We start from the raw sequence: 19,984 nt of genomic DNA, 5'->3' as shown, positions 1-19,984 counted from the left end.
CCGGCCCGGTGGCTCCTGCCCCGTGACTGTCGGTGCCGGGCGGTAGGTTGGATGGCATGCGTATCGCCACCTTCAACGTCAACTCGATCACCGCCCGGCTGCCGCGGCTGCTGGCCTGGCTGGAGTCCTCCGGCACCGATGTGCTGTGCATCCAGGAAACCAAGTGCAGCGCCGAGCAGTTCCCCTTCGACGAGCTGCGCGAGCTGGGGTACGAGGCGGCCGTCAACGCCACCGGCCGGTGGAACGGCGTCGCCCTGCTCTCCCGGGTCGGTCTGGAGGACGTGGTCACGGGTCTGCCCGGCGGGCCGGACTACGAGGGGGTGCAGGAGCCGCGGGCGATCTCCGCGACCTGCGGCGGCGTCCGCGTGTGGTCGGTGTACGTACCGAACGGCCGCGAGGTCGAGCACGACCACTACGGCTACAAGCTGGAGTGGTTCCGCGTGCTGGCCGGTGCCGTCGCCGAGGACGCGGCCGGCCCGCGCCCGTTCGCCGTGCTCGGCGACTTCAACGTGGCCCCGACCGACGAGGACGTCTACGACCCGGCGGTCTTCGCCGGCCTGACCCACGTCACCCCGGCCGAGCGGGCCGCCCTGGAGGCTCTGCGCACCGCCGGCCTGTCGGACGTGGTGCCGCGGCCGCTCAAGTACGACCGCCCGTACACGTACTGGGACTACCGCCAGCTCTGCTTCCCCAAGAACAAGGGCATGCGCATCGACCTGGTCTACGGCAACCAGCCGTTCGCCAAGGCGGTCAAGGACGCCTATGTGGACCGCGAGGAGCGCAAGGGCAAGGGTGCCTCGGACCACGCGCCGGTCGTTGTCGATCTCGACGTCTGATGCGACGCTGGAGGCTATGAACATCCCTTTCCTGGACAACTGGCTGAATCGACTGAATCGGCACGAGACCGGGCGGGGTGCGGCGCTGGCCGCGGCACTCGCGGAGGACCCGGAGGGGATCACCGAGCTCTTCTCCGAGTGCGAGATGCTGCGCGTCCAGGCGAGGTCGGACGGGCTGGAACTGGACGAGAGCCCGGCCTCGTTGGAGGCGCTGGACCAGCTGATGCCGCGCTGGCGGCGCGATCCGGAGACCACGCCGTGGCTGGGCAACGACGCGGGTTTCTACCTCGGCACGGTGATCGTCCGTACGGTGCCGGGCGCGGTGTGGCAGGTGTGGCCGGGCGGCCAGCCGTTCGTCCGGCTGGCCGGCGGCCGCGAGCTCAACGTGGTGGAGACCGGTGTCTCCTGGGCGATGACCGGCTCCCCGGAGCTCTGCCAGGTCTACGCGGAAGCCTCCGAGACCAGGGGTCCCGTGGGCCACAAACGCCTGGTGGCCCGCCCGGCCACCGGGCCGGACGGGCCGCGGACGGCCTCCAGGGGGCAGGACGCCCGCAGCTCTGACGAGCTCAGCTCTGGCTGTTGAGGAATCCGATCAGGGCGGCGCCCCACCAGCCGATCTGGCTGACGGTGGCGGCCACGCCCGACTGGACGATCAGCCTGCGCGGAATGGCTCCCAGGCCCATGTTCCGGTAGCGGTGCAGGCGCTGGCCGAGACCGTGCGCGTAGCAGCCGTTGAGGGTGACGGTCAGCACCAGGCCCAGCTTGACCAGGGTCAGCGGGTTGTCCAGGTCGGGCCGCAGCAGTGCACCGGTGACGGTGAGGCCCGCCAGACCGGCCCAGATCGGGGTCGCCAGCGCGTTCGCGGAGTCGAGTATGTGGGTCAGCCGGCGTCGGCCGACCAGCCACAGGACGGCGATCCAGTCCACCGCCAGCACCGCGCCGAAACCGATGATCAGCGACGCCACGTGCAGGAACCGCGCCACGGTCTGGAGGGTCGCGTCGGCGTGCAGGTGGCCGGCGGTCCAGCACATCACCGCCTCGACACCACAGGCCGCCAGCCCGAGGGCGATGAGCACCAGCACCGGGGTGACCCGGGGCTCGGCGCCGGAACGCGCGTCGGCGGGTGAGGCGAGGGCGGTGTCGGGGGTGAGCGCGGTCATCAATCAGGCCTCGTGGGTCGGCGCCGCGGCCGTAGCGGCCGTGCGGTGGATGGGTCTGGGCATGCGGAATCCTCGATTCCAAGTGGGTGATCCGTGAGTAAGGTAAGGCGTACCTAAGGATCTGTCTATATGATGTTGAACGATCTCGTACCTCGGACGTAGATGGTTGGCGACGCATTGTGCGGGTTGACCCGCTCCACCGGCCCATTCGGCCTACGTTGCGCTTTATGTCTCTTTTAGGCGTGTCGAGGTGAACTGCCCTCCCCGGCTGGATAGCTTGCGCTGACCTCGTCACAGCCGAGAGCCAACAAGGTGGGCAGCGCATGGCCGTCGATCCGTTGATCGAGCTGCGGGACGTCAACAAGCACTACGGAGAACTCCACGTCCTCCGGGACATCAACCTCACCGTCGGCCGCGGGGAGGTGGTGGTGATCATCGGCCCCTCCGGCTCCGGCAAGTCCACCCTGTGCCGGACCATCAACCGGCTGGAGACCATCGAGTCCGGCACCGTCCTCCTGGACGGACGGCCCCTCCCCGACGAGGGCAAGGAGCTCGCGGCGCTGCGCGCCGAAGTCGGCATGGTCTTCCAGTCCTTCAACCTCTTCGCCCACAAGACCGTGCTCGCCAACGTCTCGCTGGCGCAGGTCAAGGTCCGCAAGCGGAAGAGGGACGACGCCGACCGGCGCTCCCGCGAGCTCCTCGCCCGGGTGGGCCTCGCCGACCAGGCGCCCAAGTACCCCGCCCAGCTCTCCGGCGGCCAGCAGCAGCGCGTGGCCATCGCCCGCGCCCTCGCCATGAACCCCAAGGCCCTGCTCTTCGACGAGCCCACCTCCGCCCTCGATCCCGAGATGATCAACGAGGTGCTGGAGGTCATGCAGCAGCTCGCCCGGGACGGCATGACCATGCTGGTGGTCACCCACGAGATGGGCTTCGCCCGCTCCGCCGCCAACCGCGTGGTCTTCATGGCCGACGGGAAGATCGTGGAGGACCGACCCCCGGAGGAGTTCTTCACCGCTCCCGAGAGCGACCGGGCCCGGGACTTCCTCTCCAAGATCCTCAAGCACTGAGGGGGCGGATCACCTTGCGGACCTCCTTGCGGACCTCCATGCGGACCCCCGTGCGCAGCACCCGTCTGTCCGTCCTCGCCCTGCTGCTCGTCCTCCTCGCCGCCGCCACGGGCTGCGGCAAGGAGGGGAGCCCTCCGGTCAAGGGCCCCCAGCCCGAGGACCTCCCCGAGTACCAGGTGGCCACCGACTTCCGGCTGCCCGACTCCCGCACCTGGGAGCGGGCGCGCAAACGCGGTCGCCTGATCATCGGAGTCAAGGAGGACCAGCCCTACCTGGGCGAAAAGGACCCCGCCACCGGCCGCTACTACGGCTTCGACATCGAGATCGCCCGGATGCTCGCCGCCTCCCTCGGCTTCGACCCCGACAAACAGGTCGAGTTCCGCACCGTCGCCTCCGCCAACCGCGAGACCGCCCTGCAGAACGGCCAGATCGACTACTACGTCGGCACCTACACGATCAACGACAAACGCAAGAAGCAGGTCGGCTTCGCCGGGCCCTATTACCAGGCCGGCCAGTCCCTGCTGGTCCGCAAGGACGAGAAGGACATCAAGGGACCCGAGGACCTGGCCGGCAAGCGGGTCTGCTCCGCCGCCGGCTCCACCCCCTACCAGCGGCTCGAACGCGAATACCCCGACACCGTGCTCGTCGCCTACGACACGTACAGCGCGTGCGTGGACAACCTGCTCAGCTACCAGGTCGACGCGGTCTCCACCGACGACACCATCCTGCTGGGCTACGCCGCCAAGGTCCCCGAGGAGCTCAAGGTCGTCGGCACGCCCTTCTCCGAGGAGCCCTACGGCGTCGGCGTCCCGCGCAACGACACGGCACTGCGCTTCGCCCTCGACGACGCCCTCGCCGCGCACGAGAAGAACGGCGACTGGAAGAAGGCGTACGACGCCACCCTCGGGCTGTCCGGGAACCCGGCCCCGACGCCGCCGCCCATCGACCGCTACCCGGCGAGCTGAGGGGAGCCGCACCCGTATGGACGTCCTGGTCCAGAACTTCTCCACCTATGCCGAGGGCTTCCTCGGAACCCTCGAACTCACCGTCTACTCCTCCCTGCTCGCCCTGGTCCTCGGCTTCCTGATGGCCTCGTTCCGGGTCGCGCCGGTCGGCTCCCTGCGGGTGTTCGGCACGGTCTGGGTGACGGTCCTCCGCAACACCCCGCTCACCCTGCTCTTCTTCGCCGTCATGCTCGGCCTGCCCCGGTTCGGCCTGGTGCTGCCCTTCGAGCTCTTCGCGGTCCTCGCGCTCGGCTGCTACACCTCCGCGTTCATCTGCGAGGCCCTGCGCTCCGGCATCAACACCGTGCCCACGGGGCAGGGCGAGGCCGCCCGGTCGCTCGGCATGTCCTTCGGCCAGACCCTGGGCACGGTGGTGCTCCCGCAGGCCTTCCGGACGGTGATCCCGCCGATCGGCTCCACCCTGATCGCCCTCGCCAAGAACTCGGCGATCGCCGGGGCCTTCAGCGTCACCGAGCTGCTCGGCACCTACAAGACCCTGAACGAGCTGGGCTACAGCATCGTCTGGACCTTCGTCTGGATCGCCGTGGGCTACCTGATCATCACCCTGTCCATCAGCGCGCTGTTCAACGTGCTGGAGAAGCGCTGGGGAGTCCCCCGATGACCGCACTCGGCCTGCACGACGACACCCGCTCCAGCGCCCTCTACGACTACCCGGGACCGAAGACCCGGCGCCGGCACCTGCTGTACGGGGTCCTGTCCACGGTGGTGATCCTGGCGCTGGCCGGCTGGATCCTCTACCTCCTGTTCGACACCGGTCAGTTCACCGAGGCCAAGTGGAGCCCGTTCGCGTACGAGGGGATCCAGGAACTGCTGCTGCAGGGCCTGGGCAACACGCTGAAGGCCTTCGCCTACGCCTCCGTGCTGTCGCTGCTGCTCGGCGCGGTCCTGGCGACCGGACGGCTGTCGGTGCACCGCCCGCTGCGCTGGGTGTCCACGGCGTGCGTGGAGTTCTTCCGGGCCATGCCGGTGCTGGTGATGATCTTCTTCATCTTCGTGGCGCTGAAGGTCCAGCCGCTGCCCGCACTGGTGGCCGGTCTCACCCTCTACAACGGCTCGGTGCTGGCCGAGGTGTTCCGCACCGGGGTCAACGCGGTGGACCGCGGTCAGGGGGAGGCGGCGTACGCCCTGGGGATGCGCAAGACCCAGGTGATGACGCAGGTCCTGGCGCCGCAGGCGGTCCGGGCGATGCTGCCGGCCATCATCAGCCAGCTGGTGGTGGCGCTGAAGGACACCTCGCTCGGGTTCCTCATCACCTACGAGGAGTTCCTGCACGCCGGCAAGCTGATCTCCTCGAACCTCGACTACGACCTGCCCTTCATCCCGGTGGTCCTGGTCATCGCACCCGTCTACATCGGCATGTGCATGTTGCTGTCCTGGTTCGCGACCTGGGTGGCCAAGCGGGAGCGCCGCAGTCTCAAGACCAGGGCGGTCGAAGTCGCCCCGGCCGACCCGGGGATGGTGCCGGGACAGGGCTGACGGCGGAGAGCCGCCCCGTCCCGGCGGCAGCCGGAGATCACTGCTCGCGCAGCGGGACCGAGAGGTACGAGGGATCGGACCGCGGCGAGGAGAAGGTCAGCTGTGCGCCGGCGGGGTTGTGCTCGATGTAGAGCGGGTCGACGGTGTCGATCACCAGGGCGAGCCGGTGGCCCGCGGGCACGTCGTAGGCGGTGGAGAACAGGTCCAGGTCCACGCCGAAGGCCTGTCCGGGGGTCTTGTCGTGGAAGGTGTACGGGGCGTTGGAGACCAGTTTGCCGATGCCGAGCGGGCCGACGTCGTAGAGGTAGGCGACGAAGGTGCCGTCGCCGCGGGTGGGCGTGACGGTGGTGTGCAGCTTCGCCGAGCCGCGGACTCGGCGGGGCGCGTCGTAGCGCTCGGACTGCCAGACGGCGGCGAAGGCGCGGGGGAGCAGTGGTACGGAGACCACCGGCGGGACCTTGAGGAACTGGTCCAGGGCGTTGGAGAGGATCGCGATCCCGCCGTCGGCGCCGGAGTCGACGTTCGCGTAGAGGTGCTCGCTGTCGGAGAGCGCGAGCCGCTCGGTGCCGGCCGCGCCGACCGACTTCCAGTCCGGGTAGCCCTCGTAGCCGCTGTCGCTGCGGGACTTGATCTGGACCGGGGCCTCGGTGTCGATCCCGTTGCGCTCGCCCTTGAGGTGGCGGTCGAACCAGCGGCGGGCGTTGGTCCAGGTGTCGTTGGGCAGGCCGAGCAGGCCGGTGCCCTCCGCGGTGGCGTGGTCGCCGGGCCGGAACTCCAGGCGCTTGGGGCCGGTCAGCTTCTCGTAGAAGGCGGCGTACTGGTTGGGCGGGAAGATGGTGTCGCCCCAGGCGTTGCCGAGGAACACGGCGGTGCCGTTGGCGTTGAGCCGGTCCACCTGGCCGGCGGCGGAGCGCTTCTTCCCCCACTCGATCATCTCCTGCTCCTTCTCCAGCCGGGAGGCCAGGAAGTCGCCGAGGATCTGCCGGAGTTCGGGGCCGGGGCGGCCGGTGGCGTAGCCCAGCCCGCCGAGGAGGGCGGCGGCCTGGCTGTGCTGGGTGCGGCCGGAGTAGATGGAGTCGATCAGGTCGGCCCAGCCGCTCAGGGCGACCACGGCCTTGACCCGGGGGTCGTGGGCGGAGCCGAGCAGGCTGATGCCCGCGCCGTAGGAGACCCCGCCCATGCCGATCCGGTCGGGGTCGGCGGGGGTGTGGGCGAGGGCCCAGTCGATGACGGCGGAGACGTCGGCGGTGTCGGGCGGGCCGGCCACCTCGATCTCGCCGCCGGACCGCCAGAAGCCGCGCGGGGTGTAACTGACCACCACGTAGCCGGAGTCGGCCAGCTTCTTGGCCTGTGCGAGGTACTCGATCTGCGGGGTGGCCCAGCTGGTGGGCAGCACGATCAGCGGGTACGTGGCGCCGGCCGGGGCACCGGCGGGGGTGAAGACGTTGCCCTTGAGGACGACGCCGCCGGATCCGGGGATGTCGTGGAAGCGGAGCTCGCTCTGCTCTGCCGCGGTGCCGGTGGCCGGCGCCGCCTGGGCCTGATGGGGGGACAGGCCCAGGACGGTCGCGGCGAGCAGGGCGGCCACGGTGGCGGCGGTGGGGGTGCGTGCCATCCAGTGCTCCTCGTAGTGCCGGGTCGACAAAGTGACCCGACGGTAACCGGAGCGACTTACCGGTGGTAACCCGTCGGTAGGTTACGCACCGGTAACGATTGGCTGAACGTACACCCGCAGGGAATCAGCCGCCGTTGGCGGCGCTCTTGGCCTTCCACTCGTCCCAGGACAGGTTCCACTCGGTGTACCCGTTGCCGAGCTTGGCGTTGCCCTTCGAACCCCCGCCGGAGACCTCGACCACGTCGCCGATCTGGGCCATCGAGAACAGGGCCGCCGCGTTGCCGGAGCTCATCCCCACGCAGCCGGAACTGGCGTTGACCCGGCCGAACTTGCCCTCGTTCCACGGCGCCGCGTGGATGTACATCCCGGACCAGGTCACCCGCATCGAGGAGTCGACCATCTTGTTGTAGGCGTCACCCAGGCCCACCGTCTCGGAGTTCATGTTGATGGTGCCCTCCTTGGACATGAGCGCCATCTTCCCGGACCAGGAGGCCTTCTGGCCGCCGGGCGTGCCCGCCGACACCGGGATCGTCTTGACCGTCTGTCCGTCCTCGGTCACCGTCATCTGCCTGGTGTCGAGGTCCACCAGGAGCCGCCGGTCCTTGCCGATCTTGAACTCGGTGTTGTAGTCGCGGACGAAGTAGCCGCCGCCCTGACCGGAGTTGACCCCGTTGAGGTTCATCTGCACCTTGACGTCGGTGCCGGACTTCCAGTACTCCTTCGGCCGCCAGTCCACCCGGTCCTTGCCCGAGTAGTCCGTCATCCAGCCCCAGGAACCCTCGGTGTTGTTCGAGGTGGTCACCTTCAGGTTCTTCTCCACCTCGGCCTTGTTCTTCACCGGATTGTCGAACACCAGCGAGACCGGCTGCGCCACGCCCACCGTGGAATTCTTGCCCGGGTAGATCGAGACCTTGTTCACCTTGTCCGCGGCGCCCGTCTTGAACTGCGTGCTCGCGCTCTGGCCGTCGCCGTTCTGCGCCTCCACCTTGTACTGCGCACCCGGCGAGGCATTGCGCTCCGAGGTCCAGGTCCTGCCGTCGGGAGATATCTGTCCGACCAGCTCCCCGCCCTTGGCGTCGGTCACCTTCACCTGCGTCAGCTTGCCCTCGGCGACGGTCACCTTGACCGGCTCGCCGGCCTTGACCTCGCTCCCGGTCAGGTTCACCGAGACGGCCATGGGGGCCTTCTGCTTCATCTCCGCGTTCTTGCCGTCACCGCTGCCCGCACCGTCGCCGGAACCGCCCGAGCAGGCGGTCAGCGCGGCGGCCAGCAGTGCGGAACCCGCGATGGCGGCAATGCGTGCGGTACGGCGTGTGCGGCTCAACGAAACCCCTCCGAATGAATGACGTCCGCAAACCAAGAGCGGATGCAGGGGACTTTAGGTTCCGGAATCCGCGGAAAAAATCAGGAATCAGGTTGTGACGCCGACCGCAGCAGAACGGTCATCATCCGGTCACAAACGCCGCGCACTTCGGTCACGGACGGCTGTGAGAGTCCTGTGCGTTCCCTCGCCCGTACGCCCGTCCCGGAAGGACCACCGCCGTGTGCGCACTGCTCACGACCCCCGCCGGCCACGCCCGGCTCGACCGGGAGGCGGTCGTCCGCACCCTGTCGGTACCCGAATACCAGGCCTTCCTCGCGGGGCAGCGCCACGCGAGCTTCCTGCAGTACCCGTCCTGGGCCGGAGTGAAGGACCTCTGGCGCTCGGAGCTCCTCGGCTGGGGCCCGCCGTCCGGCGAACTCCACGGCGGCGCCCTCGTCCTCTACCGCCGACTCCCCCGCACCCGCAAATACTTCGCCTACCTTCCCGAAGGACCCGTCGCCGACTGGTCCGATCCCCACCTCGACAGCTGGCTGACCCCGCTGCTGCGCCACCTGCGCGCCGCCGGCGCCTTCGCCGTCCGGATCGGCCCCACCCCCGTCTACCGCCGCTGGGACGCCGCCGCCGCCAAGGCCGGCACCGGACCCGGCCGCCGGATATCCGACGTGCTCGCCGGCGAGGTCGACCCCCTCGGCACCGCCGTCGCCGACCGGCTCCGCACCCGGGGCTGGCAGCGCTGCGGCGGGGAGGAAGACGGAGACGCCCAGCCCCGCCACGTCTTCCGGGTCCCGCTGGCCGGCCGCACCCTGGACGACCTGTGGTCCGGGCTGAACCAGGAATGGCGCCGCAACATCCGCAAGGCCGGCAAGGCCGGCGTGGAGACCGTCCTCGGCACCGCCGACGACCTCCCCGAGTTCTTCCGGCTGCTCCGCATCACCGAGGAGCGCGACGGCTTCCGGCTCGGCCGCTCCCTGGAGTACTACCGGCAGCAGTACGAGGTCCTCAACGCCGAGGCACCCGGCCGGATGCGGCTCTACCTGGCGAAGTACCGGGGTGAGGTCCTCGCCGCCCACACCATGATCGTGGCCGGCCGGCGCGTCTGGTACCAGACCGGCGCCTCCGCCGACCACCGCCGCGAGGTCCGGCCCAGCAACGCCCTGCAGTGGCGGATGATGTGCGACGCCCACGCCCTCGGAGCCGACGAGTACGACATGCGCGGGGTACCCTCCACCCTCGACCCCGACGAACGCTCGTTCGGACTGCTGCGCTGGAAGCTCGGCACGGGCGGACAGGTCGTCGAAACCCTCGGAGAGTGGGAGACCCCCATGGCCGGCTACGCCAACACGGCGCTGCACAAGGCGTTCCAGACCTACCTGGCCCGCCGGTGACCGACAGCACCGCCCTCGAACGCACCCGGACCACCACCGCCACCACGGCCGCCGCGAAGCCGGAACGGAACACCCCGGAACGGAAGACCCAGGAGCGGAACACCCCGGAACGGAACACCCCGGAACGGAACACCCCGGAACGGAAGAGCTCCGTACTCCGCAGCGGCGCCCTGATGGCGGCCGGATCCATCGTCTCCCGCGCCACCGGCTTCGTCCGCTCCGCCGTGGTCGTCGCCGCCCTCGGCACCGGACTGCTCGGCGACACCTACGCCGTCGCCAACACCGTCCCGAACATCCTGTACATGCTGCTCATCGGCGGAGCCCTCAACGCGGTCTTCGTCCCCGAACTGGTCCGCGCCGCCAAGGAACACGCCGACGGCGGCCGCGCCTACACCGACCGGCTGCTCACCGCCTGCACCGCCGCCCTGCTGGTCCTCACCGCCGCAGCGGTCCTGGCCGCCCCGCTCATCGTGACCGCGTACACCCCCTACGAGGGCGCCGACGCGAGCACCACCGTGGCCCTGGCCCGCTACTGCCTGCCGCAGATCCTCTTCTACGGCCTGTTCACCCTCCTCGGGCAGGTCCTCAACGCCCGCGGCCGGTTCGGCGCCATGATGTGGACCCCGGTCCTCAACAACATCGTCATCATCGGCGTGTTCGGCCTGTTCCTGTACGTCTCCCACGACGCCGCCGACGGCCTGACGGCAGCCGAGACCCGGCTGCTGGGCCTCGGCACCACCGCCGGCATCCTCGTCCAGGCCCTCGCCCTGGTCCCGTCCCTGCGCGCGGCCCGGTTCCGCTGGCGGCCCCGCTTCGACTGGCGCGGCAGCGGCCTCGCCCGCCCGCTGCGCAACGCCGGCTGGACCGTCCTGCTGGTGCTCACCAACCAGATCGCCTACTGGGTGGTGACCCGGCTCTCCACCGCCACCGGCCGGCAGGCCGAGCTCGCCGGCATCGCCGGCGGCGCGGGCTACACCGCCTACAGCAACGCCTACCAGCTCTGGATCGTCCCCCAGGGCATCATCACCGTCTCCCTGGTGACCGCCCTCATGCCCCGCATGAGCGCCGCCGCCACCGACGGCGACCTCACCGCCGTCCGCCGCGACGTCTCGCACGCCCTGCGCACCAGCGCCGCCTTCGTGGTCCCCGCCGCCTGCCTGTTCGCCGCCCTCGCCCCCTGGGTCATGGGCAGCGTCTTCGAGTACGGGCGCACCGGTGCCGCCGACATCGAGGTGATGGCGGGCATGCTCGCGGCGTTCGCCCCCGGCCTGATCGCCTTCTCCGGCCAGTACGTCCTCTCCCGCGGCTTCTACGCCCTCTCCGACACCCGCACCCCGTTCCTGCTGAACCTGGTCATCGCCGCGCTCAACGCCGTCCTGTCGGCCGTCGCCTACTGGCTGCTGCCCGCCCGCTGGGCGGTCACCGGCATGGCCGGCGCCTACTCGCTGGCACTGATCGCCGGCTGCGCCGTCACCGCGTACACCCTCGCCCGGAGGCTCGGCCCGCGCGGCGGCACCCGCACCGAACGCCGCACCACCGCCCTCCGCACCCACCTGCGACTGCTCCTCGCCGGAGCCCCCGCCGCCACGGCGGGCTGGGCGGCCGCCAGCGCCGCCGACCCCCTGGGCGACATCGCCGCGCTCGCCGCGGGAACCACGGCCCTGGCGCTCGTCGTCGTCGCCCTCGCGGGGCCGCTGCGCCTCACCGAGATCAGCGAGCCGCTGCGCACCCTGCGCCGCCGCATCGGCCGCCGGCCCGACGGACGCTGATCACCACGGACCGACCACGGGGGATACTCACCGGATGCCACGCGTACTGCTGATCGAGGACGACCCCTCCGTACGGGAAGGGGTCGCGCTCGGGCTCCGCCGCCGCGGACACGACGTCAGCGCCGCCGAGACCGGCGAGGCCGGCCTCGCCCTCATGGCCTCGTTCCGCCCCGAACTGGTGCTGCTCGACCTGATGCTGCCCGGGATGAACGGCGTCCAGGTGTGCCGCCGCATCCGCGAGAACAACCAGGTCCCGATCATCATGCTGACCGCGCGCGGCGACGACTTCGACATCGTCGTCGGACTGGAGGCGGGCGCCGACGACTACATCGTCAAACCCGCCCGCACCGAGGTCATAGAGGCCCGCATCAAGGCCGTGCTGCGCCGCCTCACCGACCCCTCCGGTCGGCCCGGTACGGAGGTCCACGGCGAACTCGCCATCGACCGGGCCGGCCTGACCGTCGCCAAGAACGGCGAACGCCTCGCCCTCGCCCCCAGCGAGATCAAACTGCTGCTGCACCTGTCCGCCTCGCCCGAACAGGTCTTCAGCCGTCAGCAGTTGCTGGAGTACGTGTGGGAACACAGCTACCACGCCGACGCCCGACTGGTCGACGCCTGCGTCCGGCGCCTGCGCACCAAGATCGAGGATCCGGCCGTCGGCCCCCGCTACATCCAGACCGTCCGCGGTTTCGGCTACCGCTTCGGACCCCTGTGACCCGCCCGACCGGCGGCCGGGCCCACCGGTGATCCGCCTCCACGCGCCGGGCCTGCGCACCCGCCTGATCGCGGCCTTCCTGCTGGTCGCCGCGATCAGCGCGGTGACGACCGCCGCGTTCACCTACCGCGAGGCCCGGACCGCGATCCTCACCCAGAGCCAGGACATCGCCGTCAGTACCCTGCGCGAACAGGTCGAGGGCCAATCGCCGGTCTCCCTCCCGCTCACCGAGGGCCAGCTGAAACGGATCGTCACCGACATGGCCAGGCGCAGCAAGCCCCATACCTGGTACGTGTACGCGGAATACGGCTCGCTGCGGGTCTCCAGCGCCGGCGAGCCCACCTCCGGCCTGATCGGCGACGAGCTCAGGGCCCGGACCGAGGCCGCCCCGGCCGGCGTGTTCCAGCGGGTCACCGACGCGAACGGCACCCCCGTCCTGGTGGTGGGCATGCCGGTGGTCTACGACCACTCCGGCGTCCGCGAACCCACCCGGCTCGTCTTCTACATCACCATGCCGCTGACCTCCGAACAGGACACCGTCGCCCTGATGGTCGACGCCGCCCGCAGCGGCGCCCTGCCCGGCCTCGCCATCGCCCTGGTCCCCGCCCTGCTCGCGGCCCGCAGCGTGCTCCGCCCGGTCCGCGAGATGCGCCGCGCCACCGAGCGGATCGGCAGCGGCCGGCTCGACACCCGGATCGAGGTCCGCGGTGCTGACGAACTCGCCGGGCTCGCCCGCACCTTCAACGAGACCGCCCGTGCCCTGGAACGCTCCGTGGACGAACTCCACCAGGCCGGGGCCCGGGCCCGCCGCTTCGCCGCCGACGTCTCCCACGAACTGCGCACCCCGCTGGCCGGGATGCTCGCCGTCACCGAGGTGCTCGACGAGGACGCCGACCGCCTCGACCCGGACACCGCCAAGGCGCTGCGGCTGATCAGCGCGGAAACCGGCAAGCTCGCCGTGCTCGTCGAGGACCTGATGGAGATCTCCCGGTTCGACGCCCGCGCCGCCGAACTCAACCTGGACGACGTGGACGTCGCCGAGGCTGTCACCAAGACCCTCCAGCGCCGCCACTGGGGACCCGACCAGGTCCGCACCGAACTGCCCCGGGACATCCGGGCCCGGCTGGACTCCCGCCGCTTCGACGTGATCCTCGCCAACCTCGTCGGCAACGCCCTCAAGCACGGCGGGGCCCCCGTCCGGGTCACCGTGCGGACCGGCGCCGGGGCGGGCGCCGAGGGGGAAGAGGGCGGACGGCTGCTGATCGAAGTCGCCGACAGCGGCCCCGGCATCGCCCCCGAGGTGCTGCCGCACATCTTCGACCGCTTCTTCAAGGCCGACGCCTCCCGCGCCCGGTCCGCCGGCAGTGGCCTCGGCCTGGCCATCACCCTGGAGAACATCCGTCTGCACGGCGGCACCGTACGCGCCGCCAACGGGCCCGCCGGCGGAGCGGTGTTCACCGTCGACATGCCCCTGGAGGCACGGACATGACCCGCACGGGCCGCCGCCGTCGCTCCGCCGCGTCCCTCGCGGCGCTGCTGGCCCTGCTCGCGGCCGGCTGCGGGGTGAAACCCACCGGGGTGGTCGAGAGCGGGCGGCCCGCCACCCTCACCGTGGCCGGCGAGGGGGACCGCAGCTCGATGATCTACCTGGTCGGCCCCACCGGACTGATCACGCCGGTGCAGCGCCACCACTACCCGCCGTACTCCGTACCGGACCTGCTGCGCCTGCTGGCGATCGGCCCTTCCGAGGAAGAACGGAAGATCGGATTGGGATCCGACCTTCCGACCGTCCCCGACCTGAAGGACCGCCTCCGGCCGGCCGTCGTCGACCTCCCGAACGGCACCGGCGGCCCCACCCGGGTCACCATGGCGTACAAGGTCGCGGAACTGACCCAGACCGCCCGCCGCCAACTCGTCTGCACCACCGCCTTCGCCACCTCCCGGGCCGGCCGCGCCCGAGTCGTCCTGACCGGCCCCGACGGCTCCCTCCCCGAAGCCACCTGCGGCATCGGCTGACCCGCCCCGGTGCGGGCGGGCGCCAGGGTCCCCCCGGTGCGGGCAGGTGTCTGGGTCTCCCCCCCCGGTGTGGGCAGGCGTCCCGCAGGGCGATGGGGGTCCTCCCCCTGGCTTCGCCGGGGGTACCCCCACCTGCTCGGGCGAAGCCGAGAGCTTGGGGGTGGGGGTCCCCCCGGACGGAGTCCGGGGGAGGTGGGCACACCGGGACACCCCCGCCCAGCGGCCGTACCCCGCCCGACCGCACCCCCGCCCGGTCCCTGACCCGGCGGGACCCCGCTCCCTTGCGCCCCGTGGCCCACCGACGCCACGGTGTCCGCCATGGACCCCGCATCCCACCCCGTACCCGACGTCTTCGACCCGCTCCGGTACGCCCAGGGCATCCCGCACGCCCAGTACCGCACCCTCCGCGACCACCACCCCGTGGCCTGGCAACCCGAACCGGAGGTCATGGACTGGCCGGCCGGACCCGGCTTCTGGGCGGTCACCCGCCACGCCGACGTGGTCCACGTCCTCCGCGACCACCGCACGTACTCCTCGAACCTCGGCGCCACCCAGATCCGCGACCCCGACCCCGCCGACCTGCCGTTCCTCCGCCGCACCATGCTCAACCAGGACCCGCCGGCCCACGGCCGCCTCCGCCGGCTCGCCGCCCGCGCCTTCACCCCGGCCCGCGTCGACGCCTTCGCCGCCCGGGTGCGCGACCGCGCCCGTACGCTGCTCGGCGCCGCCCGGGACGCCACCGAGGACGGCACCGCCGACGTGGTCCGCACCGTCACCGACGAATACGCCCTGCTCAACCTCACCGACCTGCTCGGCGTCCCCGCCGCCGACCGCGGGCTGCTGCTGGACTGGACCGTACGGATCATCGGCTACCAGGACCCGGAGGACGCGCCACCGCCGGTCCGCGGCCCCGACGGCCGGCCGGTCAACCCGCGCTCGCCCGCCATGCTCGGCGAGATGTTCGGCTATGCCCGCGAGCTCGCCGCGCACAAGCGGGCCCACCCCGCGGACGACCTGATGACCGCGCTCGCCCACGCCGGACTCGACGACGCCGAACTGGAGATGTTCTTCTTCCTGCTCACCGTCGCCGGCAACGACACCGTCCGCAGTGCCGCCCCCGGCGGCCTGCTGGCCCTGGCCGGCGCCCCGGACGCCTACCGGCGGTTCGCCGCCGGGGAAGCCGACCCCGCCCGCACCGTGGACGAACTCCTGCGCGTCCACCCGCCGGTGCTCAGCTTCCGCCGCACCGCCGCACAGGACACCGTGCTCGCCGGGCAGCGGATCAGGGCCGGCGACAAGGTGGTCGTCTTCCACGCCTCCGCCAACCACGACGAACGGGTCTTCACCGACCCGTACCGCCTCGACCTCGACCGGGCGCCCAATCCGCACGTGTCCTTCGGCGACGGCCCGCACGTCTGCCTCGGCGCCCACTTCGCCCGCCTCCAGCTGCGCATCTTCCACGAGGAGTGGCGCACCCTCATGCCGGCGCCGGAACTCGCCGGTCAGCCGCGGCGGCTGGTGTCGAACTTCATCAACGGGCTGACGCGGCTGCCGGTTCGGGTTCGGGCGTGACGGCGGCCCGGGTGACGTCCGCGACCAGCTCCGTCACATCGGGGCCGTACGCCTGGGAGTTGACCACCTTCAGCACCAGGCAGAAGGAGTTCACCCGGTACTTCCGGACCAGCCGATCGTGGTGCCGGGCCAGATAGCGGGCGGCCGCCTGGTTGCTGACCGCCGTCTGCCCGGAGAGGAGGAAGACCGGACGGCCGCCCTCCCCGCCCACCAGCCGGGCCAGCACCACGAACTCCTCCTGGCCCGCCCGCCAGCGGTAGGTCTCGCCGCCCACCTGGATCGCGCCCCGGTCCTCGCGCTCCTCGGAGTCCACCTTGATCCGCACCCCGGGCAGCATCGACGCCAGATGCGCCCCCGTGCGGGAGTTGGAGGTGGGCCCGCCGACACAGAACTCGGCGCGCTCGCCGAAGCCCTGGCGCGCCTCGTCGTGCGAGACGATCTGGACGTTCGCCCCGCAGTCCTTGATCAGGGCGGCGACCTCCAGCAACGCGAAGGCGTCGTTGCGGTGCACCGAGGTCTCGGCGGCCCGCATCTGCCTGCCCACCACGAACAGGCAGTCGGATCCGGTCGGCAGCCCGAAGAACCCCTGTTTGCGGCGGAGCGCACGGCGCCACAGGTACGTTCGGGTGAACCAGCCGAAGCCGCCGCTGAGCCCGGCGGCTATCACCCCGAGCAGGATGTCGCGAACGTTGTCGTCCATGCGGCGGATCGTAGCCGCACCTGCGAGGCCCTGACGCGGGAGGTGTGGTGAAGTTAAAGTGCCGACTTCAGGTCTTGAGGGGCCGTCGACTGGAGGAACGCATGCGCCGTCCCGCCGTACGTCCGTTAGCGCTCTTCGCCCTCGCCGGGGCGCTGGTCTCCACCGGCGCCGCAGCCCCGCCCACCGCCGCGCCCGCCCCGCCGAAGGTCCCGGAGGCGGTCGGCTGGGGCGGGGCCGTGGCGAGCGTCGACGCCGAGGCCTCGGCCGTGGGCATATCCGTGCTGCGGTCCGGCGGCAACGCCGTGGACGCGGCCGTGGCCGCCGCGGCCGCGCTCGGCGTCACCGAGCCGTACTCGGCGGGCATCGGAGGTGGCGGCTACTTCGTCTACTACGACGCGAAGTCCCGCACCGTGCACACCGTCGACGGGCGTGAGACGGCCCCGGCGAGCGCGACCGCGACGCTGTTCCAGGAGAACGGCGTTCCCATCCCCTTCGCGGAGGGCCAGACCAGCGGCCGCGGGGTCGGCGTGCCCGGCACCCCTGCCACCTGGCGGACCGTCCTCGACTCCTGGGGCAGCCGTCCGCTGGCCAAACTGCTGAAGCCGGCCGAGAAGCTGGCCCGGGACGGCTTCACCGTGGACGCCACCTTCCGGGCCCAGACCGAGGCGAACGAGGCCCGGTTCCGGGACTTCCCGGCCACCCGTGAGCTGTTCCTGCCCGGTGGCGCACTGCCGGTGGTCGGCTCCACCTTCAAGAACCCCGACCTGGCCGACACGTACGCGGAGATCGCCCGGAAGGGCGCGGGCGCGATGTACCGGGGCCCGATCGCCGCGGACATCGTCCGTACGGTCCGCACCCCGCCCAAGGACCCGGCCGCCACCCGGAACGTCCGGTCCGGCGACCTGACCGCGCGCGATCTGACGGCGTACCGGACGAAGCGGCAGACGCCCACGCACGTCCGCTACCGGGGCCTGGACGTGTACGGCATGGCCCCGTCCTCCTCGGGCGGCACGACCGTCGGCGAGGCCCTGAACATCCTGGAGGGCACCGACCTCTCGCGGCACGGAGAGGTCCAGTACCTGCACCGGTTCATCGAGGCCAGCCGGATCTCGTTCGCCGACAGGGGGCGCTGGGTCGGCGATCCGGCCTTCCAGGACGTGCCGACCCGAGGCCTGCTCTCACAGCGGTTCGCGGACTCCCGGGCCTGCCTGATCCACCCCGAACGCACGCTGACCAGCCCCCTCGCACCCGCCGACCCGCTGAAGCCGGTGCCCTGTACGGTCGGCGCGAAGGGGGCCCCCACCACGTACGAGGGGGAGAACACCACGCACCTCACCGTCGCGGACCGCTGGGGCAATGTCGTCGCCTACACCCTGACGATCGAATCGACGGGCGGCAGCGCCATCACCGTTCCCGGCCGGGGCTTCCTGCTGAACAACGAACTGACGGACTTCTCCTTCGCCCCGGCCTTTCCGGGCGTGCCGGACCCGAACCTGCCCGGTCCCGGCAAGCGGCCGCGCTCCTCCATGTCCCCGACGATCGTCCTGTCGGACGGCCGTCCGGTGCTCGCGCTCGGCTCGCCGGGCGGCGCGACCATCATCACCACCGTGCTGCAGACCCTCACCGGGCACCTGGACCGCGGACTGCCGCTGGTCGAGGCGATCGCCGCACCGCGCGCGAGCCAGCGCAACCAGACCAGCACCGAGCTGGAACCGGGCCTGTGGAACAGCCCGCTCCGGGCCGAGCTGGAGGCTCTGGGCCACGCCTTCCGGCTCAACCCGGAGATCGGCGCCGCCACCGGCGTCCAACGCCTCCCGGACGGCCGCTGGCTCGCCGCCGCGGAGAAGTCCCGCCGGGGCGGCGGCTCGGCGATGGTCGTCTTCCCCGACGACCCCCGCTGACCGCCCCCACCCCCGGCGTGCGGTCAGCCGTGCCGGCCTTCTGCCGCCGTGGGGTGTCGGCCATTGCCACGGCCGTGGGGCGGGCGCGCCGACCCCCGTCCCGCCGGCCGTGTGGGCGCGGGCGTGCCGGCCCACCCCGCCGGCCGTGTGGGCAGTCGTGCCGGCCCCCACGCCGCGGCCGGTGAGTGGGCGTGCCGGACCCGTCCGGCCGGCCGTGTGGGCAGTCGTGCCGCAGGGCGGCACGGGTGGGCACACGGCACCCCGGTCCCGCGAGGGTTCGCGCAGCCTCCCCCCGCCCCGGTCCGGCAGCGGTCCGGACCCCGTCCGGGCGGAGCTCCCGCTCCGGGCCGTGCCGGGTCCGGCGAAGCCACCGCCCTGGCCGGGCGGCGCTGCGGCCAAGCGCGCCATGGCTTCGGTGGGGCGGGAGCGAGCCCGCTGGGCGGCGTTCCGGTGTGCCCACCCGTTCCGCCCAGCGGAACGCCTGCCCACACCTCGGCGGGGGCCGCCCACACCTCGGCGGGGGCCGCCCACACCTCGGCGGGGGCCGCCCACACCTCGGCGGGGGCCGCCCACACCTCGGCGGAGGCTGCCGCACACCTTCGCGGAGGCCGCCCACACCCCCGACGGAGCGCCGCTCAGGCAATCGTCAGGATGCGCGGTCCCGCCGGGGTGACGGCCACCGTGTGCTCGGCGTGAGCCGCCCGGCTGCCGTCCGTCGTACGCAGCGTCCAGCCGTCCCCGGCCGTCACGTAATCGTCCCCGCCGCCCGCGATCAGCATCGGTTCGATCGCCAGCACCATCCCGGCCCGCAAGCGCAGCCCCCGCCCGGCCCGCCCCTCGTTGGGCACGCCCGGGTCCTCGTGCATGGCGCGGCCGATGCCGTGGCCGCCGAAGCCGTCGGGTACGCCGTACCCGGCGTCGCGGCAGACCGTGCCGATCGCGTGCGCGATGTCGCCGATCCGGTTCCCCGGCCGGGCCTGTTCGACGCCGGCCGCGAGGGCCGCCTCGGCGGTCCCGATCAGCCGGCGGTCGGCGGCCCGCGCCCGGCCCACGGTGAAGCTGACGGCGGCGTCGCCGACCCAGCCGTCCAGCCGCGCCCCGCAGTCGACGCTGACCAGGTCCCCGTCGCGGAGCCGGTAGCCGTCCGGGACGCCGTGCACGATGGCGTCGTTGACCGAGGTGCAGATCACCCCGGGGAACGGCACCGGGGCGAACGAGGGCCGGTAGCCGAGGAACGGCGAGTCCGCCCCCTCCGTCCGCAGCACCTCCCGGGCCACCCGGTCCAGGTCCAGCAGGGACGTCCCGATACGCGCGGCGTCCCGTACGGCGGCCAGCGCGCGGGCGACCACGCGCCCTGCAGCCCGCATCTCTTCGATCTCGTGTTCGGTCTTCAACTCCACCATGCCAATAACTATACCGGTAT

17 protein-coding genes and 1 pseudogene are annotated in these 19,984 nt (G+C 71.9%); 13 read left to right on the top strand and 5 right to left on the bottom strand.

What is annotated here, in order from left to right; all coding sequences use genetic code 11:
• The first annotated feature begins 56 nt into the window (after window positions 1-56).
• Complete coding sequence (locus AC067U_RS02875; protein WP_478827802.1) at window positions 57-836, top strand: exodeoxyribonuclease III; 780 nt, start codon at window positions 57-59, stop codon at window positions 834-836.
• A 16-nt stretch (window positions 837-852) separates the two neighbouring features.
• A pseudogene (locus tag AC067U_RS02870) lies at window positions 853-1,296 on the top strand (DUF6278 family protein); the annotation flags it as partial.
• A 106-nt stretch (window positions 1,297-1,402) separates the two neighbouring features.
• Here AC067U_RS02870 and AC067U_RS02865 read toward each other — a convergent pair.
• A complete protein-coding gene (locus tag AC067U_RS02865) occupies window positions 1,403-1,996 on the bottom strand; it encodes a hypothetical protein (RefSeq protein ID WP_478827801.1) in 594 nt (197 codons plus the stop codon).
• Window positions 1,997-2,319: 323 nt separating this feature from the next.
• On the opposite strand from AC067U_RS02865, the gene AC067U_RS02860 reads away from it, so the two are divergent.
• From AC067U_RS02860 to AC067U_RS02845, 4 genes are read left to right on the top strand one after another with little or no spacing between them, the layout of a single operon-like run.
• Window positions 2,320-3,063, top strand: a complete 744-nt coding sequence (locus AC067U_RS02860) for an amino acid ABC transporter ATP-binding protein (protein ID WP_478827800.1) — start codon at window positions 2,320-2,322, stop codon at window positions 3,061-3,063.
• Between the two features lie 38 nt (window positions 3,064-3,101).
• A complete protein-coding gene (locus tag AC067U_RS02855; protein ID WP_478827799.1) occupies window positions 3,102-4,028 on the top strand; it encodes a glutamate ABC transporter substrate-binding protein in 927 nt (308 codons plus the stop codon).
• A gap of 16 nt (window positions 4,029-4,044) precedes the next feature.
• Complete coding sequence (locus AC067U_RS02850) at window positions 4,045-4,689, top strand: amino acid ABC transporter permease (RefSeq protein ID WP_478827798.1); 645 nt, start codon at window positions 4,045-4,047, stop codon at window positions 4,687-4,689.
• Window positions 4,686-5,564 carry an amino acid ABC transporter permease gene (locus AC067U_RS02845; RefSeq protein ID WP_478827797.1) on the top strand — a complete coding sequence of 293 codons (879 nt, stop codon included), beginning with the start codon at window positions 4,686-4,688 and terminating at the stop codon, window positions 5,562-5,564. The genes AC067U_RS02850 and AC067U_RS02845 overlap by 4 nt, the downstream gene beginning before the upstream one ends.
• 37 nt (window positions 5,565-5,601) lie before the next feature.
• Here the strand turns inward: AC067U_RS02845 and AC067U_RS02840 are convergent, their stop codons facing one another.
• The gene (locus AC067U_RS02840; RefSeq protein WP_478827796.1) at window positions 5,602-7,179 is read right to left on the bottom strand and encodes a CocE/NonD family hydrolase; all 1,578 of its coding nucleotides are present in this window, start codon (window positions 7,177-7,179) and stop codon (window positions 5,602-5,604) included.
• A gap of 124 nt (window positions 7,180-7,303) precedes the next feature.
• Window positions 7,304-8,503, bottom strand: coding sequence for a L,D-transpeptidase (locus AC067U_RS02835; protein WP_478827795.1), 1,200 nt, complete (start codon window positions 8,501-8,503; stop codon window positions 7,304-7,306).
• A gap of 218 nt (window positions 8,504-8,721) precedes the next feature.
• On the opposite strand from AC067U_RS02835, the gene AC067U_RS02830 reads away from it, so the two are divergent.
• The 6 genes from AC067U_RS02830 (at window position 8,722) to AC067U_RS02805 (ending at window position 15,960) form a co-directional block, all read left to right on the top strand.
• Window positions 8,722-9,888, top strand: coding sequence for a lipid II:glycine glycyltransferase FemX (locus AC067U_RS02830; RefSeq protein ID WP_478827794.1), 1,167 nt, complete (start codon window positions 8,722-8,724; stop codon window positions 9,886-9,888).
• Entirely contained in the window at window positions 9,885-11,657 is a 1,773-nt protein-coding gene (gene murJ / locus AC067U_RS02825; protein WP_478827793.1) for a murein biosynthesis integral membrane protein MurJ, read from the top strand. Before AC067U_RS02830 ends, murJ begins: the two co-directional genes overlap by 4 nt.
• A 34-nt stretch (window positions 11,658-11,691) precedes the next feature.
• The gene (locus tag AC067U_RS02820; protein WP_478827792.1) at window positions 11,692-12,372 is read left to right on the top strand and encodes a response regulator; all 681 of its coding nucleotides are present in this window, start codon (window positions 11,692-11,694) and stop codon (window positions 12,370-12,372) included.
• Window positions 12,373-12,400: 28 nt separating this feature from the next.
• Complete coding sequence (locus AC067U_RS02815) at window positions 12,401-13,861, top strand: ATP-binding protein (RefSeq protein WP_478827791.1); 1,461 nt, start codon at window positions 12,401-12,403, stop codon at window positions 13,859-13,861.
• The gene (locus tag AC067U_RS02810) at window positions 13,858-14,388 is read left to right on the top strand and encodes a hypothetical protein (protein ID WP_478827790.1); all 531 of its coding nucleotides are present in this window, start codon (window positions 13,858-13,860) and stop codon (window positions 14,386-14,388) included. The genes AC067U_RS02815 and AC067U_RS02810 overlap by 4 nt, the downstream gene beginning before the upstream one ends.
• Window positions 14,389-14,706: 318 nt before the next feature.
• Window positions 14,707-15,960: a cytochrome P450 gene (locus AC067U_RS02805; RefSeq protein ID WP_478827789.1), complete on the top strand. Its 1,254-nt coding sequence runs from the start codon at window positions 14,707-14,709 to the stop codon at window positions 15,958-15,960.
• On the opposite strand, the gene AC067U_RS02800 is transcribed toward AC067U_RS02805, so the two are convergent.
• Window positions 15,920-16,660 carry a hypothetical protein gene (locus tag AC067U_RS02800; RefSeq protein ID WP_478827788.1) on the bottom strand — a complete coding sequence of 247 codons (741 nt, stop codon included), beginning with the start codon at window positions 16,658-16,660 and terminating at the stop codon, window positions 15,920-15,922. The genes AC067U_RS02805 and AC067U_RS02800 overlap by 41 nt on opposite strands.
• Before the next feature lie 101 nt (window positions 16,661-16,761).
• On the opposite strand from AC067U_RS02800, the gene ggt reads away from it, so the two are divergent.
• Window positions 16,762-18,561 (top strand): gamma-glutamyltransferase, encoded by a 1,800-nt coding sequence (gene ggt / locus AC067U_RS02795; protein ID WP_478827787.1) that lies wholly within the window; start codon window positions 16,762-16,764, stop codon window positions 18,559-18,561.
• Window positions 18,562-19,196: 635 nt separating this feature from the next.
• Here ggt and map read toward each other — a convergent pair.
• Window positions 19,197-19,964 (bottom strand): type I methionyl aminopeptidase, encoded by a 768-nt coding sequence (map, locus tag AC067U_RS02790; RefSeq protein WP_478827786.1) that lies wholly within the window; start codon window positions 19,962-19,964, stop codon window positions 19,197-19,199.
• Window positions 19,965-19,984 lie beyond the last annotated feature (20 nt).

Source organism: Streptomyces sp. NPDC043853 (assembly GCF_056436025.1).
Note: the sequence above shows the minus strand (reverse complement) of the source record. Positions and strands in the feature narration are given on the sequence as shown.